Raw genomic sequence first — 12,562 nt, forward strand, 5'->3', positions numbered from 1 at the left:
GTTGACTTTGGCAATCAATTGAGACTTCAAAGAGGCCCGGTCACAGGATGTTTGCCGCGACAGACATGATGGAAAACCCTAAAATCGAGGGTTGCCCACAACGGCGCTCCCGCGGCGCTGTCTACTCCCACCGATGAACGCCCCCGTCGACGTCTCCTTTTTCGCGCGCGCCGCCAAGCCGCTGACCAGCTACCGCAAGTACTGGGCGGCCCGTTTCGGCACGGCCAAGTTCCTGCCGACTTCGCGCAAGGAAATGGAAGCGCTCGGCTGGGACAGCTGCGACATCATCGTGGTCACGGGCGACGCCTACGTCGACCACCCCAGCTTCGGCATGTCGGTCATCGGCCGCATGCTGGAGGCGCAAGGTTTCCGCGTCGGCATCATCGCCCAGCCCGACTGGCAGAGCGCCGAGCCCTTCAAGGCGCTGGGCAAACCGAACCTGTTCTTCGGCGTGACCGCCGGCAACATGGATTCGATGATCAACCGCTACACGGCCGACCGGAAGATCCGCAGCGACGACGCCTACACCCCCGGCGACGTCGGCGGCTCGCGCCCCGACCGCGCGGCCATCGTGTATTCGCAGCGCTGCAAGGAAGCCTGGAACGACGTGCCGATCATCCTCGGCGGCATCGAAGGCAGCCTGCGCCGCATCGCCCACTACGACTACTGGTCGGACAAGGTGCGCCGCTCCATCGTCGTCGACTCGAAGTGCGACCTGCTGCTGTACGGCAACGCCGAGCGCGCCATCGTCGAGATCGCGCACCGCCTGGCCGCCAAGGAGCCGGTGCAACAGATCACCGACGTGCGTGGCACAGCCTATGTGCGGCGCGAAACGCCCGAGGGCTGGTTCGAGATCAACTCCACCAGCGTCGACGAACCCGGCCGCGTCGAGGCGCACGTCAACCCGTACCTGATGGTGTCCGACCAGGCCAAGGCCAACGGCGCCACCTGCGCGAAGGAAGACGAGGCCGACGCCGTCGCCAAGGCTGCAGAAGCCGCTGGGTCAGCCGCCGGCTCGGTGGTCAACCCCGCCATCAAGCCGCTGACCTTCGTGCCCAACCCGGCGCTGCAGCCCCGCGGAAAGATCGCCGTTCCCCCGCGCGACCGCTCGGTGATCCGCCTGCCGGCCTACGAGCAGGTGCGCAGCGACCCGGTGCTCTACGCGCACGCCAATCGCGTGCTGCACCTCGAGACCAACCCCGGCAACGCCCGCGCGCTGGTGCAGGCGCACGGCGAGGGGGCCACGGCGCGCGACGTGTGGATCAACCCGCCGCCCATTCCGCTCACCACGGCCGAGATGGACCACGTGTTCGACCTGCCGTATGCGCGCAGCCCGCATCCGAGCTACGCCGACGAAAACGGCAGCCACGACGGCGCGACCAAGATCCCCGCGTGGGAAATGATCCGCTTCAGCGTGAACATCATGCGCGGCTGCTTCGGCGGCTGCACGTTCTGCTCGATCACCGAGCACGAGGGCCGCATCATCCAGAGCCGCTCGGAAGATTCGATCATCAAGGAGGTCGAGGCCATCCGCGACTCGGTGAAGGGCTTCACCGGCACCATCTCCGACCTCGGCGGCCCCACGGCCAACATGTACCGCATCGGCTGCAAGTCGCCCGAAATCGAATCGGCCTGCCGCAAGCCCAGCTGCGTGTACCCGGGCATCTGCCCGAACCTCAACACCAACCACGACCCGCTGATCAAGATCTACCGTCGGGCGCGTGCGTTGAAGGGCATCAAGAAAATTCTCATCGGCTCGGGCCTGCGCTACGACCTGGCCGTGCAGTCGCCGGAGTACGTGAAGGAGTTGGTGCAGCACCACGTCGGCGGCTACCTGAAGATCGCGCCGGAGCACACCGAGCAGGGCCCGCTCACGAAGATGATGAAGCCCGGCATCGGCAGCTATGACAAGTTCAAGCAGATGTTCGAGAAGTACTCGGCCGAGGCGGGCAAGAAGCAGTACCTCATTCCGTACTTCATTGCCGCGCACCCGGGCACCAGCGACGAGGACATGATGAACCTCGCGATCTGGCTCAAGAAGAATGGCTTCCGCGCCGACCAGGTGCAAACGTTCTACCCGAGCCCGATGGCCACGGCCACGACGATGTACCACACCAACAAGAACCCGCTGCGCAAGATCACGCGCGAGAGCGAGACGGTGGACATCGTGCGCGGCGACAAGCGCCGCCGCCTGCACAAGGCCTTCCTGCGCTACCACGACGCCAACAACTGGCCGCTGCTGCGCGAGGCGCTCAAGAGCATGGGCCGCGCCGACCTGATCGGCAACGGCAAGCACCACCTCATCCCGACGTGGCAGCCGCTGACCGACGGCGGCTACACGAGCGCGCGGCGCAAGAACTCGACCGTCGCACCGGCGGTCGGCAAGTCCGCGCCGGTCAAGCTGGCGCCGGTGAAGCCCTCGAAGGGCCGCATCCTCACGCAGCACACCGGCCTGCCGCCGCGCGACAACGGCTCGGGCGCGGCGCCGCGCAAGGCTGCCGGCCCGGTGCGCGGCAGCATCCGCAAGCCGCGCTGAGTTTCAGAACGCCAGCAGACCCGCTGGCAGCAGCTTGCCGACCCAGGCACCCATGGCCGCCATGTGTGCCAGCACCGTGGCCCAGTAGCCCGCCATGAAGCTCGTCTTGCGCACCTTGTGGTGGAACAGCCGCTGCGCGACCCAGGCGCCCGGCCAGCCCCCGATCAGCGAGAGCAGGTGCAGCGTGTTCTCCGCAGTGCGCCAGCGGCCTGTTTCGGCCGCGTTCTTGTCGAAGCCGTAGATGAAGAAAGTCAGCAGGCTGAGCAGCGCCAGTACGCCAAGCGCGATCAGTGGAAGGCGTGCGGTCCATACGCCGTAGCCGAGCAGCGCGCAGTACGCCACGAGCAGCAGAGCCATCGGCAAAGGAGACGAAGAAGAAGCTGTCGAAGAACGCATCGGGCGATCAGGTTGCCGGCGAGGCGGCGCGGACCTTCGCTGCGGCTGTGATTGCGGCTGCCGTGCTGCACCGGCTGCCTGTACCGACATCGCACGCGGCCCCTTGCCGCCCACGTGGATCTCCTCGAAGTTCACCCTCATGCCGACCTGCGGCGCGGTGCCCCGGTCGGTGAAGTCGCGCAGGTGCACGAACACATCGGCGGAGATGTCTGGGCAGCGGATGAAGCCGAAGCCCCGGTCTTTCTCCCATCGAACGAGCGTGCCCTGGCGTTTCATCGGCGGGATTCTCGTCGCTATGCGTACTGCATCTCGCCGTTGCCGAACGACCAGTTCTCCTTCGCCACCTCGACGAGGTTGATGAACACGTCCTCGCGCCGGATGCCCAGCCGGGCGTGCAGGTCGTCGGCCACTCGCTTGTAGAAGGCCTTCTTCATCTCCGTCGTTCTTCCGTGATTCAGCGTGATCTGGATCAGCACGAAGCCCGGCGAGTAGACAACCCCGAGGTAGCTTGCCGGATGGACCAGCTCGCGGGCGTCGTGCCGCGTGATGACCTGGAACTTGTCATCCTCCGGCACGTTGATGGTGTCCCGCATGGCCTGATAAATGAGATCCCCGATGGCCGGGCCCAGGGTTTCGGGGCTGTCATTGGAAAGATCGATCCGGACGAGTGGCATCTGTGGTTCCTCGAAAAAGAGTAGGAGCCTAAGGTACATCCCGTATCGATCGGCCATGGCGGGCGCAATGCTGATGTTGGTGCGGCGCAGCAAGCCCGCGCAGTCCGACTGAAGGCGAGGGTGGAGCGGTCCGCTGTATGGTGTGGTCCATGAGCAGTTCGTACTACCCGTCAGCTTCATGGACGATGCGCACCCTGGCGGGAGCGCTGCTGCTACTGCTACTGCTCGCAGCCTCGGCGCAGCAGGCGCTTGCCGCCGCACCGGAGAATTCTTCTGCCCAGGCGCTGCGCGCCACCCACCAGCGCTTGAGCGACAGGCTCGACAAGAGCAGTTTCGGGCGGCCCGTGCAGCTCGATTCCATGGAGACGGCCGACGGCCTGCAGGGCGACGTCTACGCCGTGGTCGAGCATCCGCTCGCGGAAATCAGCACCGCGCTGAAGGGATCGGCCCACTGGTGCGAAGTGCTGACCCTGCACATCAACAACCGGCGCTGCAGCACGGCCAGCGGCCCGCAGGGGCGCGAGATGTTGACGCTCTACGTGGTGCGGCGCTACGACAAGCCGATCGACCAAGCCTTCGAACTGCCGTTCGTCTACCGGGTAGCGAGTGCCACGCCCGAGCACCTGATGGTCGAGCTGTCGGCCGAGACCGGGCCGCTGGGCACCAGCAACTATCGCGTCACGCTCGAAGCCGTGGCGCTCGACGAGCGCAAGAGCTTCCTGCACTTCAGCTACAGCTATGACCACAACACCATGGTGCGCCTGGGCACCATGGCCTACCTGGCGACCTTCGGCAGCGACAAGGTGGGCTTCACCGTGCTGGGCAAGACGCCTGAAGGCCAGCCCGACTACATCCGCGGCCTGCGCGGGCTGGTCGAGCGCAATGCGATGCGCTATTTCTTGACGCTGGATGCCTACCTGGCGGCTCCGGGGCCTGAACAGGCTGACCGCCGCCAGCGCCGCTGGTTCGCGGCGGCCGAGCAGTACCCGCGCCAGCTGCACGAGGTCGACCTCGACACTTACCTCGCGCTCAAGCGCGAAGACCGTCAGCGCGACGGCGCCGGTCGCTGAATCATCAATCGGCCAGCGTGAGCAGGGGCACGTCGCGCTCGCGGCTCATGGCTTCGAGTTCGGCGCGCGTGCGCGTCGCCAGCCATGCGGCCAGCGCCTCGTGCGTGGCCAGCGCCAGCATGTCGCGCGAGGCAATCTGCGCCGCCTCGCAGAGCCGGCTGGCGAAATGCGGTTCAAGCGCTGCCACGGCCACGCGGCCATCGGCGCAGGGGTAGACGCGGTAGCCTGCATGCGCGCCGCCGACCGCGCCCGAGGGCTGCGTCAGGCCCCAGGTGCGGGGCAGGGCGAGCCAGTCGGCCGAGGCGTTCAGCGCCACTTCGAAGTACACGCCGCCCGCCTTGCGCGACTGCAGCAGCATGGCCTTCAGCACCGCCTCGCTGGCGAGCAGGGCGCCGCCCATGTCGGCGTAGAGCGTCGGCGGCAGTTCGGTGCCGGTGACGAGCCCGCTTTCGGCGAGGTAGGTCAGGTCGTGGCCTGGCTCCTCGGCGCGTTCGCCCGGTGCGCCGACGATGGCCACTTGCGACAGCGACGGATGGCGCGCCTGCAGTGCGGGCCAGTCGAGGCCGAGCTTGCGCAGCGCGGAAGGGCGGAACGAGGTGAGCAGCACGTCCGTCTTCGCGAGTTCGGCGTGCAACTGCTGCTGGCCCGCGTCCGTCTTCAGATCGGCTGTTTTGATGGCGACGCCTTCGTGCAGCGCGGCATACGCGGGCTTGTTGTAGAGCGCCATCGGGTCGCCGCCCGGCGGCTCGAACTTCAGGCAGGTGGCACCCATGCCACGACAGCGCAGCAGCGCGGCCGGCCCGGGCAGGTTGAGTGCAAGGCTCAGCACGCGTACGCCTTCCAGCGGCAGGAAGGAGGAGGTGGGGGCAGGGCTGGACATGGGTCGTCGATCCGGAAAACAGGCCAGCGGCCATTCTCACCCGTGCGGCACGGGAAGCCAGATTCCGCAAGCCGCCGTCGGGGCGGCGCGCGTAGCATGCGCCATGGCAGCGCTCGTCCTTGCCGCTGCCGCAACGACCAAGGAGACAAAGCATGTTCGAAGCTTCCCTGATGAACGGCCAGCGCATCCTCGTGACCGGCGGCGGCACGGGTCTCGGCCGCGCGATGGCCGAGTGCTTCCTGAGCCTTGGCGCCGACGTGGCCATCTGCGGCCGGCGCCAGTCGATCTGCGAAGAGACCGCGGCCGAGTGGCGGCAGCAGTTTCCGGGCCGGCGCATCGACACGTTCGGCGTGGACATCCGCATCGCGCAGCAGGTCGACGAGATGGTCGAGAGCCTGTTCCAGAGCGGCGGCCTCACGGGGCTCGTCAACAACGCGGCGGGCAACTTCGTCTCTCCGACCGAGAATCTCTCGCCGCGCGCCTTCGACGCCATCGCCAACATCGTGTTCCACGGCAGCTTCTACGTGACGCAGGCCGTGGGCAAGCGCTGGGTGGCGCAGGCCAAGTCGGGCCAGTGGAAGCAGGGCGATGCCTTCCGCAGCGTGATGAGCATCATCGTCACCTGGGTCGATAACGGCAGCCCCTACGTCGTGCCCTCGGCCATGAGCAAGGCCGGCATCGAGGTGATGACCAAGTCGCTCGCGGTGGAGTGGGCGCGGCACGGCATCCGCCTGAATGCCGTCGGCCCCGGCGAGATTCCGACCGAAGGCATGAGCAAGCGCCTGAACCCCGGCGAGGAGCCCGGCGCGCGCAGCAAGCAGAGCAACCCGATGGCGCGCACCGGCCGCATGAGCGAGCTGCAGAACCTCGCCTCCTTCCTGATGGCGCCGGGGCAGTGCGACTGGCTCACGGGCCAGAGCATCATGATGGACGGCGGCAATGCGCTGGCCACCGGCGGCAACTTCTACGAGCTGCGCCAGTGGAGCGATGCCGACTGGCTGGCCGCGCGCGAACGCATCGAGGCGCAGAACCAGAAGGACAAGGCGCAGCGCTGACGCCTTACTTGCGCGGTGGCTTCACCGCCTGCACGGTGACGTGCTTGTTCACCGGGCTCGACAGCACCAGCGACGTTGTCACCGAGCCGTCGACCGCGAGCGCGTCCACCACGCGCTCCAGGTCGGCCGGCTCGGCGATCGCGCAGCGCACGATGAAGCAGCTTTCGCCGGTCACGCGGTCGGCGCTCAGCACCTCGGGCATGGCGTCGAACAGCTTCAGGTATTTGGCGATGCCCGCATGCGTGGTGTCGATGCGGATGATGGCCTGCAGGCCCACGCCCAGCGCGCGCAGGTTGACGCGCGCGCCGTAGCCCTCGATCACGCCGGCTTCTTCGAGCTTGCGCACGCGCTCGCTCATGGCCGGCTGCGACAGGCCGATGCGCTTGCCCAAGGCGGCCAGGCTCTGGCGCGCGTCGGCCTGCAGCGCTTCGAGGATCTGCCGGTCTTTCTTGTCGATGTTCATGCGAGCTTCGCCTTGCCCCTGCTCAGTCCGCAATGTCTGCACCGCGCTCGGCCAGCAGGCTGCGCAGCACGGAGCGGTGGCAGTGCGCTTCGTCCTCGCAGTAGCAGCCCACCGACAGGGCCGTGCCGTGCGACAGCGCGGCCAGCAGGTCGAGGCTGCGGCTCGCATCGGACTCGGCCATCTCGGCCTTGAACTTGCGCACGAAGGCGTTCCATTGCGCAGGCGAGTTCGCTTTCTGGGCCTCCTGCGCCTGCTTCATCGTCTCGACGGAAGGAGCGAGGTTCGGGTACCACACGTCGTACCAGTCCTGCGAGGCGAACTCGGTCTTCGGAACGCCGCGCGGCGGGCGGCGCACGGTGCCGACGCGCAGGCCTTCGCCGGTGGCGCGCGGGGTGCCGAGGCGGACGATGCGGATGCTCATGGTGTTTTTCCTTTTCCCTTGGGCTTTGGCCGATGTCTCAGGTGCCGACGATACCGCCGTCGCGCCGGCGTATTGCCAGCGTTGCCGAGCGCGGCCGCGCGCTGCCCGGCTCGGTGCCATCGGGCCAGGCGCTGTTGTGCCTGGTGTCGCCGTCGTCGCGCGCCTCGCCCGGATGCTGGATGTTGACGAACAGCGTGTGCCGGTCGGGCGTGACCACGCAGCCCGTGATCTCGCAGCCGTTGGGCCCGGTAAGAAAGCGCTTGATGCGGCCCGAAGCCGGGTCGGCGCACAGCATCTGGTTGTTGCCCAGCGAGGTGTAGGGCGGCTTGCCGAGCACCTGGCCGCTCAGGTCGGTCTGGATCCAGAGCAGGCCGCCCCGGTCGAAGTGCAGGCCGTCGGGAGCACCGAACATGTCGGCATCGCCCGACGGATAGCGTGCGCCGCTGCCGGGCTGTGCGGGATCGCCGGCGAGCGCGAAGTGGTCCCAGGCAAAGCCGGTGCTGGCAGCGTCGCCACCGTCCTCGCGCCAGCGCAGGATGCCGCCGAAGAGATTGTTGGCACGCGGGTTGGCCGCGTCGGGGCCGGGCTTGCCGGCGTCGCCGCGCTGGCTGTTGTTGGTGAGGGTGACGTAGACCTCGCCGCTTTGCGGGTGAATGGCAATCCACTCGGGACGGTCCATCTTCGTGCCGCCTACGACGTCGCCCGCCAGCCGCGCATGGATCAGCACCTCGGCCTGGTCGGCGAAGCCGTGCGCCGCGTCGAGGCCATCGCGACCGTGCACGAGCTCGAGCCATCGGCCGCGGCCGCCGGCGTCGTAGCGCGCCACGTGGAGGGTGCCGTCGTCGAGCAGGTGGCGGTTGGCGGCACGAGCGGCGGCATCGATGCCGGGACGCACCTTCTCGCGGCTGATGAACTTGTAGATGTATTCGAAGCGCGAGTCGTCGCCCATGTAGACCACCAGCCGGCCGTCCCTGGCGACGGTGCAGGTGGCGCTCTCTTGCCGCTTGCGGCCGAGCGCGGTGCGCTTGATGGGCGGGGCGGTCGGATCGAAGGGGTCGATCTCGACCACCCAGCCGAAGCGGTGCGGCTCGTTCGGATGCCGGCTCAGGTCGAAGCGCTCGTCGAAGCGCCAGTACTCGACCCACTGCGAGCCGGCCACCGTGCCGTAGCGGCGCTGCGCCGCCGTCGCGCCCTGGGCCGCTTCCTTCGGGCCGCCGAAATAGCCATGGAAGTTTTCCTCGCAGGTAAGGTAGGTGCCCCAGGGCGTGACGCCCATGGCGCAGTTGGCGAAGGTGCCGAACACCGCGTCGCCCGCCGGGTTGGTGGCAGTGCGCATCAGCGGCGTGCCCGCGGCGGGGCCGGTGATGCGCATCGGCGTGTTGCCGTGCACGCGACGCGCAAAGGGCGAGGGCCGCACCTGCTGCCACCCCTGGCCGGTGCGCCGGATCTCGATCACCGAGACACCCATGGCGTGCAGCGACTTGCGCACCTTCTCGGCAGTCCACGCCTTGACGCCGTCGGTGTGCAGCAGTTGCTCGTCGGTGTATTCGTGGTTCATCACGAGCAGGCCGCGGTCGCCGCTTGCGTCGAGCGCGAAGAAGTGCATGCCGTCGTGATGCATGCCGGCCTGCACGGCCTGGTCGTCGGCGCTGTTGCCTGCATCGGGCGCGAAGGCCGGCATGCTGCCCGCGACGCCGGTGGGCGTGCCCCAGGGATAGAGCAATTGCCACTCGTATTCGGGCGGCACGACGATGCCGTCGCGCAACGAGGCCGGCACGCCCGTGAAGCCCAGCACGTTGCCGCGGCCCGTGGGCGAGGAAGGCACGGCGCAACCTTGGCCGAAGAGCGCCACCACGGCGGCGGCGGAGCCCGATTGAAGAAGAAAGTGACGGCGGTCCAGGGGCATGGCAGGGGTGTTGTGTAGGCGACAGCCGCGATCATCGCCGAGCACCGCACCCGGCGATACTGGCGCGGCAAACCGCCCAGGAGACATCGAATGACCGACCGCATCGAATGGACCCGCCACACCGATGGCGTGGTGGAACTGCAGCTCGCACGCGCCGACAAGATGAACGCGCTCGACCCCGCGATGTTCGACGCGCTGATCGAAGCCGGCGAGGCGCTGCGCGACGACAGGGCGGTGCGGGCCGTGGTGATCTCCGGCCGCGGCAAGGCTTTCTGCGCGGGGCTCGACATGGCGTCTTTCGAGCGCATGCAGCAGCAAGGCGCGGGCTCCGGAGTGCTGGGCGAGGGCGCTGCCGGCGCCGACCTGCTGGTGCGCACGCACGGCATCTCGAATGCCGCGCAGCAGGTGGCGATGGTCTGGCGCGAGGTGCCGGTGCCGGTCATTGCTGCCGTGCATGGCGTGGCCTTCGGCGGCGGCTTGCAGGTAGCGCTGGGTGCGGACATCCGCATCGTCGCGCCCGACACCAAGCTTTCGGTGATGGAAATCAAGTGGGGCCTGGTGCCCGACATGGCCGGCATGGTGCTGATGCGCGAACTCGCCCGCAGCGACGTGGTGCGCGAACTCACCTTCACGGGCCGCATCTTTTCGGGCGAAGAAGCCTTGCGCATCGGCTTCGCCACCCGTGTCGCAGCCGATCCGCTGGCCGAGGCGCTGCAGATGGCACACGAGATTGCGGGCAAGAGCCCCGACGCGATCCGCGCCGGCAAGCGGTTGCTCAATGCGTCGGCGTCGCACAGTGCGGCCGAGATGCTGCTGGCCGAGTCGGTCGAGCAGAAGGCCCTGATCGGCAGCCCGAACCAGGCCGAGGCCGTGAAGGCCAACATCGAGCGGCGCGCGCCGAGTTTCAGCGCTCCGGCCTGATCCTGCTCCCTCGGGCTTCAGGCCCCGCGACTCGTTTGCCTGCGCGCGGGCGGCCGGGTAATCCCCCAGCCCGCAGACGCCGTTCTTCGCGCACCCTCGCATCCCCCCGCCTTCTCCAGGTGCGGCTGCACCGCCTTTGCCCTGGTCGGGCCCTTCAATTCGTGTGTAAACAACCGAAAAGCAATTCAAAGTGCTTTTTTGGTGTCTTTGTGTAAGAATTAAGTAGTTGTTTTAAAGGGAGAATGGGTGAGGATGGAGGCAATTTGTGTGCAGAAGGTCACGTCTTCCCTCTGATGGCATCCATGGAGGATGGCCCCTGACAGCGCACTCATTAACAATTGAAAGCTTTGCTTAGCGACGGCGATCCTGCATGTCGACGACCACGTTTTTTTGCAACCTCAGCGTGCCCATTCTGGTGGGCGAGGATCGCTACAAGTACATCCCCATCGTGGGGGTCTTTCGCAGCATTCCATTCGATCAAGTCGATGAATGGGTGATGCACCCCGACGGCCAGCCGCGCAGTGACCGCGAGCTGGCGGCCGAAGTTCTTGTCGAGATCCGCAAACCACTCGGTTCGAGTGGACGCACAGCGCCGCACGCTTTCGAAGTGGGAGACATCCTGCAGCTCGACCGCGCCGCCGCGATTGTCGTGTCCACCTTCCTGGCGGCGCTTCCGCGCGTCTGACGCACTCCCTTCAGTCGCACCTGAAGAGCACGCCGCTGCCCGGCGTGTTCGGCGCATCGGCCTGCTCCAGAAAGCGGATCGGGTTTCCGTCCTTGCGGCAGTAGGCTTCCGCTTCCTGCTGGCTCGCCGCCCGCAGGATCCCATCGTAGAGACGCACCACGCCGGTCACCGGAGTGGTACAGCCGGCAATGGCGGTGGCGAGGGGGAAAAGGGCGAGCAGCAATCGGCGCATGAAAGAAGACGGGTCCGGTGAAAGACCCGCGACTTTAAGCGCTGCTGCTTCCCACCGCCCAATAGAAAGTCGGCCTTGCCCCGTTGAGCAGGTAGTCGCCCACCACGCGCCCCTTGTAGATGGTCGGGTTGTGCGAGGCCAGCGTGCGCGCATTGCGCCAGTGCCGGTCGAGCCGCCGGTCTTCCTGCAGCGCCGAGGCGCCGCCGATGTCGAACAGCCGCGTACCCGCTTGCAGCACCGCGTCGACGATGCCGGCCTGCGCCTTGGCTGTGTTCAGTTCCACCTCGAACAGCAGGCTCTCGGGCACGGCTTCGCCACGCTGGCGGAAACGATCGACTTCGCCCAGCCCGCGCGCCACGGCCTGCACGGTCGAGGCTGCGACGAAGGCCGTGCTAGCGAGCTGGCCGATGACCTGCTGCACCAGCGGATCTTCGCGCGGCGTGTCGCCGCTGCCGTGGCTGTAGACGCGCTTGCGCGGCTGCACGAAGGCCACGGCATCGCGCACGATGGCGCGCGCAATGCCCGCCAGCGTGGCAAGGTGCGTGAGCTGGAAATGCGCGGTCAGCGGCGTGGGCTGGTCGCGCACGTACAGCAGCACGTTCTCGGCTTTCACCCGCACGTTGCGAAAGCGCGTGGTGCCCGATGCACTCAGCCGCTGGCCGAAGCCGCGCCAGTCGTCCACGCGCTCCACGCCCTGTGCTTCGGCCGGCACGAGCGCAATCACGCGATCGCTGCTGCCGTCGTCGTTCAGCCGCTGGGCCGAAACCGAGATCCAGTCGGCGTACAGCGTGCCGGTGCTGTAGTACTTGTCGCCATCGAGCCGCCACGCGTCGCCGTCGCGCTTCAGCGTGGTCTGCAGCGTCCCGAGCGGGCCTTCGCCAAGCTCGGTGGTGGCGTTGCCGAAGATCACACCCTCGGCCGCAAGGCGCATCCACGGGCCGTGCAGGGCGGGGTCGATCTCCGCGAACAGCCGCTCGATGAAGCCGAAGTGCGCGCGCAGGATCTGCGGCAGGTTGGAGTCGGCCTCGCCGAGTTCGATGAGCAGGTCGTAGAGCTGTTCGACCGAGCCGCCCAGGCCGCCATGTTCGAGCGGCACGCGCAGCGCGCCGAAGCGCTCTGCGTTGAGCCAGGCCACGGGTTCGTAGGCGAGCTCGCGTTCGTTCTCGCGCTGTGCCGCACGCTCGGCGATGCGCTGGAAAACGGGGCGGAAGCGGGCTGCGAGCTGCTGCGAGGAAGGCGCTTGCACGCCCGGGGTATACGTTGCGGGCCGCGTCGTTGCTTGGATGGATTCCATGGAGGCGGGGCGCTTCTGGAAGGGCGCCC

At 67.6% G+C, this 12,562-nt stretch carries 13 protein-coding genes; 5 read left to right on the plus strand and 8 right to left on the minus strand.

Annotated features, from left to right (window positions below; all coding sequences use genetic code 11):
• Positions 1 to 133: 133 nt before the first annotated feature.
• A complete protein-coding gene (locus ACSFCA_RS11545; protein ID WP_435459597.1) occupies positions 134 to 2,536 on the plus strand; it encodes a YgiQ family radical SAM protein in 2,403 nt (800 codons plus the stop codon).
• Between the two features lie 3 nt (positions 2,537 to 2,539).
• On the opposite strand, the gene ACSFCA_RS11550 is transcribed toward ACSFCA_RS11545, so the two are convergent.
• The gene (locus ACSFCA_RS11550) at positions 2,540 to 3,208 is read right to left on the minus strand and encodes a DUF1294 domain-containing protein (RefSeq protein ID WP_435459598.1); all 669 of its coding nucleotides are present in this window, start codon (positions 3,206 to 3,208) and stop codon (positions 2,540 to 2,542) included.
• Positions 3,209 to 3,225: 17 nt separating this feature from the next.
• Positions 3,226 to 3,606: a tautomerase family protein gene (locus ACSFCA_RS11555; RefSeq protein WP_093176684.1), complete on the minus strand. Its 381-nt coding sequence runs from the start codon at positions 3,604 to 3,606 to the stop codon at positions 3,226 to 3,228.
• A 149-nt stretch (positions 3,607 to 3,755) separates the two neighbouring features.
• Between ACSFCA_RS11555 and ACSFCA_RS11560 the strand changes: the two genes are divergently transcribed.
• Complete coding sequence (locus ACSFCA_RS11560; RefSeq protein WP_435459599.1) at positions 3,756 to 4,676, plus strand: hypothetical protein; 921 nt, start codon at positions 3,756 to 3,758, stop codon at positions 4,674 to 4,676.
• A gap of 4 nt (positions 4,677 to 4,680) precedes the next feature.
• Here the strand turns inward: ACSFCA_RS11560 and ACSFCA_RS11565 are convergent, their stop codons facing one another.
• On the minus strand, positions 4,681 to 5,556 hold the full coding sequence (locus tag ACSFCA_RS11565; RefSeq protein ID WP_435459600.1) for a CoA transferase: 876 nt from the start codon (positions 5,554 to 5,556) through the stop codon (positions 4,681 to 4,683).
• Positions 5,557 to 5,708: 152 nt separating this feature from the next.
• Here ACSFCA_RS11565 and ACSFCA_RS11570 point away from each other — a divergent pair, with 152 nt between their 5' ends.
• A complete protein-coding gene (locus tag ACSFCA_RS11570; RefSeq protein WP_435459601.1) occupies positions 5,709 to 6,611 on the plus strand; it encodes an SDR family oxidoreductase in 903 nt (300 codons plus the stop codon).
• Between the two features lie 4 nt (positions 6,612 to 6,615).
• Here the strand turns inward: ACSFCA_RS11570 and ACSFCA_RS11575 are convergent, their stop codons facing one another.
• The 3 genes from ACSFCA_RS11575 to ACSFCA_RS11585 are packed head-to-tail and all read right to left on the minus strand — an operon-like array spanning position 6,616 to position 9,401.
• The gene (locus ACSFCA_RS11575; RefSeq protein WP_258349816.1) at positions 6,616 to 7,074 is read right to left on the minus strand and encodes an Lrp/AsnC family transcriptional regulator; all 459 of its coding nucleotides are present in this window, start codon (positions 7,072 to 7,074) and stop codon (positions 6,616 to 6,618) included.
• A 22-nt stretch (positions 7,075 to 7,096) separates the two neighbouring features.
• Positions 7,097 to 7,495 (minus strand): DUF488 domain-containing protein, encoded by a 399-nt coding sequence (locus tag ACSFCA_RS11580; protein ID WP_258349815.1) that lies wholly within the window; start codon positions 7,493 to 7,495, stop codon positions 7,097 to 7,099.
• Positions 7,496 to 7,532: 37 nt separating this feature from the next.
• Positions 7,533 to 9,401: a PhoX family protein gene (locus ACSFCA_RS11585; protein WP_435459602.1), complete on the minus strand. Its 1,869-nt coding sequence runs from the start codon at positions 9,399 to 9,401 to the stop codon at positions 7,533 to 7,535.
• A 90-nt stretch (positions 9,402 to 9,491) separates the two neighbouring features.
• Between ACSFCA_RS11585 and ACSFCA_RS11590 the strand changes: the two genes are divergently transcribed.
• Together ACSFCA_RS11590 and ACSFCA_RS11595 are read left to right on the plus strand one after the other, a co-directional pair.
• A complete protein-coding gene (locus tag ACSFCA_RS11590; RefSeq protein ID WP_435459603.1) occupies positions 9,492 to 10,322 on the plus strand; it encodes a crotonase/enoyl-CoA hydratase family protein in 831 nt (276 codons plus the stop codon).
• Positions 10,323 to 10,692: 370 nt separating this feature from the next.
• Positions 10,693 to 11,007 carry a hypothetical protein gene (locus ACSFCA_RS11595; protein WP_093052086.1) on the plus strand — a complete coding sequence of 105 codons (315 nt, stop codon included), beginning with the start codon at positions 10,693 to 10,695 and terminating at the stop codon, positions 11,005 to 11,007.
• 10 nt (positions 11,008 to 11,017) lie between these two features.
• Here ACSFCA_RS11595 and ACSFCA_RS11600 read toward each other — a convergent pair whose 3' ends face one another.
• Complete coding sequence (locus ACSFCA_RS11600; RefSeq protein ID WP_258349812.1) at positions 11,018 to 11,239, minus strand: hypothetical protein; 222 nt, start codon at positions 11,237 to 11,239, stop codon at positions 11,018 to 11,020.
• Positions 11,240 to 11,273: 34 nt separating this feature from the next.
• Positions 11,274 to 12,533, minus strand: a complete 1,260-nt coding sequence (locus ACSFCA_RS11605; protein WP_435459604.1) for an acyl-CoA dehydrogenase family protein — start codon at positions 12,531 to 12,533, stop codon at positions 11,274 to 11,276.
• Between the last annotated feature and the right edge of the window lie 29 nt (positions 12,534 to 12,562).

It is taken from the genome of Variovorax multivorans (assembly GCF_051216835.1).
Classification (GTDB): domain Bacteria; phylum Pseudomonadota; class Gammaproteobacteria; order Burkholderiales; family Burkholderiaceae_C; genus Variovorax.

What these genes read in the sequence shown, in the direction of transcription:
- ACSFCA_RS11590 (WP_435459603.1), top strand. Translation starts at nt 9,492, where the DNA reads ATGACCGACCGCATCGAATGGACCCGCCACACCGATGGCGTGGTGGAA.
- ACSFCA_RS11555 (WP_093176684.1), bottom strand. Translation starts at nt 3,606, where the DNA reads ATGCCACTCGTCCGGATCGATCTTTCCAATGACAGCCCCGAAACCCTG.
- ACSFCA_RS11545 (WP_435459597.1), top strand. Translation starts at nt 134, where the DNA reads ATGAACGCCCCCGTCGACGTCTCCTTTTTCGCGCGCGCCGCCAAGCCG.
- ACSFCA_RS11550 (WP_435459598.1), bottom strand. Translation starts at nt 3,208, where the DNA reads ATGAAACGCCAGGGCACGCTCGTTCGATGGGAGAAAGACCGGGGCTTC.
- ACSFCA_RS11605 (WP_435459604.1), bottom strand. Translation starts at nt 12,533, where the DNA reads ATGGAATCCATCCAAGCAACGACGCGGCCCGCAACGTATACCCCGGGC.
- ACSFCA_RS11565 (WP_435459600.1), bottom strand. Translation starts at nt 5,556, where the DNA reads ATGTCCAGCCCTGCCCCCACCTCCTCCTTCCTGCCGCTGGAAGGCGTA.
- ACSFCA_RS11595 (WP_093052086.1), top strand. Translation starts at nt 10,693, where the DNA reads ATGTCGACGACCACGTTTTTTTGCAACCTCAGCGTGCCCATTCTGGTG.
- ACSFCA_RS11585 (WP_435459602.1), bottom strand. Translation starts at nt 9,401, where the DNA reads ATGCCCCTGGACCGCCGTCACTTTCTTCTTCAATCGGGCTCCGCCGCC.
- ACSFCA_RS11560 (WP_435459599.1), top strand. Translation starts at nt 3,756, where the DNA reads ATGAGCAGTTCGTACTACCCGTCAGCTTCATGGACGATGCGCACCCTG.
- ACSFCA_RS11580 (WP_258349815.1), bottom strand. Translation starts at nt 7,495, where the DNA reads ATGAGCATCCGCATCGTCCGCCTCGGCACCCCGCGCGCCACCGGCGAA.
- ACSFCA_RS11570 (WP_435459601.1), top strand. Translation starts at nt 5,709, where the DNA reads ATGTTCGAAGCTTCCCTGATGAACGGCCAGCGCATCCTCGTGACCGGC.
- ACSFCA_RS11575 (WP_258349816.1), bottom strand. Translation starts at nt 7,074, where the DNA reads ATGAACATCGACAAGAAAGACCGGCAGATCCTCGAAGCGCTGCAGGCC.
- ACSFCA_RS11600 (WP_258349812.1), bottom strand. Translation starts at nt 11,239, where the DNA reads ATGCGCCGATTGCTGCTCGCCCTTTTCCCCCTCGCCACCGCCATTGCC.